Origin of the sequence: Aquimarina sp. I32.4, assembly GCF_002924285.1 — a bacterium.
GTDB lineage: Bacteria > Bacteroidota > Bacteroidia > Flavobacteriales > Flavobacteriaceae > Aquimarina.
In genome coordinates, this window is record NZ_PGUB01000209.1 from 1 (window position 1) to 2,585 (window position 2,585).

General features: G+C 31.7%; 3 protein-coding genes. 1 reads left to right on the forward strand and 2 read right to left on the reverse strand.

Annotated elements, in window-relative coordinates; genetic code table 11:
• Positions 1-155: 155 nt before the first annotated feature.
• Entirely contained in the window at positions 156-1,328 is a 1,173-nt protein-coding gene (locus tag CVD18_RS21935) for a DUF5009 domain-containing protein (RefSeq protein ID WP_103867590.1), read from the forward strand.
• Here the strand turns inward: CVD18_RS21935 and CVD18_RS21940 are convergent.
• Together CVD18_RS21940 and CVD18_RS21945 are read right to left on the reverse strand one after the other, a co-directional pair.
• Positions 1,323-2,126 carry a hypothetical protein gene (locus tag CVD18_RS21940; protein WP_103867591.1) on the reverse strand — a complete coding sequence of 268 codons (804 nt, stop codon included), beginning with the start codon at positions 2,124-2,126 and terminating at the stop codon, positions 1,323-1,325. The genes CVD18_RS21935 and CVD18_RS21940 overlap by 6 nt on opposite strands.
• Positions 2,127-2,157: 31 nt before the next feature.
• Positions 2,158-2,585: transposase (locus tag CVD18_RS21945; RefSeq protein ID WP_146052808.1), on the reverse strand; the 428-nt coding region annotated here is incomplete at its 5' end.

Below are 2,585 nucleotides of genomic sequence, written 5' to 3' on the forward strand. Positions count from 1 at the left end.
GACTTTTTTTATATACATATGCTTAAGATTTTTGTCGAGTCATCAAGTTAAGGTATTTTTGTAAGTAGCTAAAAAAAAGCTCCCGAGGCAACGAGGATTAGTTCAACACTTACCCTAAATATCGCAACTAAACGCAGAATAAAGACACAGGAAAAATGAGAATAGCATCCATAGATATTTTAAGAGCCCTAACCATGGTATTAATGATTTGGGTAAATGAATTTTGGTCACTTATCAATATCCCAAAATGGCTTAAACATGCATCTGCAAGTGAAGACTATATGGGGTTCTCTGATATCATATTTCCTTTGTTTTTATTTATTGTAGGTCTTAGTATACCATATGCTATCCAACACAGACTTGCAAAAAAAGAAAGTCGCCTGCTGATTGCTAAACATATCGTGATACGATCAATATCGCTATTACTTATTGGTGTTTTTATGGTAAATTATGAAAGTGCTTACCATGAGAGTATATTTCTTGGAAAATATGTATGGTGCATCCTTATGGCTACGGCTGTAGTACTTATCTGGATGAATTGGAAAAGAAGTCCTGTTCCCCAAAAATGGCATATTTATTTTCAAATTACTGGCTTTCTTATTCTTATTTTTCTTGCTGTTATATACAAAGGAGGCTCTCAAGGAGAAAACTGGATGGAAACACATTGGTGGGGTATTTTGGGACTGATAGGTTGGGCTTATATAATTAATGCATTAATATATCTCTACAGTAAAAATAGTATCTCTGTAATGGTTATAGCATGGATTCTTTTTAATGTTCTATCCGTGCTAAATCAAACACATGATGGCATATTCAGAAATGATGTTACTCGCATTTTTTCTACACTCTATTCAGGAACCATTCCTGCATTTACTACCGCAGGAGTAGTAGCAACCTTGACATTTAAAAAGCTCTCAAAAGATAACATTAAGTGGTGCTATGTACTTCTTATATCATTGGGAGTTGCAAATATTGCTTATGGCTTACTAACCAGATCCTATTGGGGTATTTCAAAAATACAAGGAACTCCTTCTTGGTTAGCTATATGTACTGGAATTGGCTTTTTTATGTTTGTTTTATTATACTACATTGCCGATGTAAAAAAACAAACAGGCTGGGCAACAGTAATTGGAGCTGCTGGTACAGCAACATTAACTTGTTATATGATTCCTTATTTTTTATATCCTCTTTATAATATTACTGGCCTTAAATTACCTGATTTCTTAAATACTTCTATAATAGGATTACTTGTTTCTTTTGGGTTTGCCCTTCTAGTAGTATTTTTTACAGGTTGGTTAGAAAGAAAAGGGTATAAATTAAAGTTATAATCTAGGTACTAATTTTAATCCTTCTTTTTGAATAGATCTAGGCGTGAAAATTTGAGGATTAATCTCAATATATTTTCTGTCTGCATTTTTGAAATAAATCCCACCCCTTACTCCTTGTAAAAAAGCAAGTTTCTGTTTTTTACTCAAATTTGATAGTGTAAAATAAACAATATGCTCCCCTTCTTTTCCTGTTATTTTCACATAGGCATCTCCTAATTTGATATTGTTTGTTGCTTCAAAAGAAGTAATAAAATTATCTAATTTCTCTTTTACTTTCCATTTTGGGTCTATTGGACAACACATTGAACCATATGATTCAGTATAATAGAATATTATAGTGTCATCAGTTTTCAAACCTTTTACTCTTGAATTAAAAACCATTTTTGGCTGATTCCCTGATATTTGAACGCTATCAACTTTTGATATATTTTTAAGGTATTTTCTTTGATAGAATATGTTCGTAGTAGCTGGCTCAATACAACCTCCCATTCGTTGAGCTTCTTCTACAACTTTTTCATAAAATTTCCAATCTGGGGTTATTAATATGATTGGCTTATCTTTAAATAATTTATTTATAAAAAAAGATTTTGAAAGTCTGGAATTATTAAAAATAATAGGAGTTTTTTTAAAATCAAAATCCATAATAACATCTATCAGGTAATCGTTATTGTCTTGTACAATATCTTCCTTTTGGATTAATACAACATTGGTGAAAATCGTATCATTTATGCTTTGTGCAATGGAATAATTGATTGTTAGTATTAGCGTTAAAAAAAACACACTTTTTCTAATTTTCATTTTCTGATTATTGAACTGATTTAAACTTTTTCTAGTTCTTTTTTTTAAATTTTTTAATCGCTATGACAATGAATGACAGGTAATTGAAACCTATCCAACTAGTTACGGTAGTATCATACCTATTGAGCAGTGACCTATAGCTATCCATCCAAGCATTGGTTCTCTCTATAGCATATCTTTCATTGTAAAGTTCTTGGTCGAAATATTCATCTCTGTCTAGGTCTCCATTACGTTTATTGAAACATACATTTGCATTAATATCCTTTTTATCACATGAGTTTCTAAAGTTCTTGGCGTCAAAGCCTGCATCTGCATTGAGAAATAACCCCTCTATAGAAATATTAGCGTCTTCCAATGTTGATGTTACTACCTCGAATTGAAGCTCAATATCATAGAGATCATTATGATTACCTGCTAAAGGTTCTGACAGGGCAAGAGGCAATCCCTGTCTATCACTTA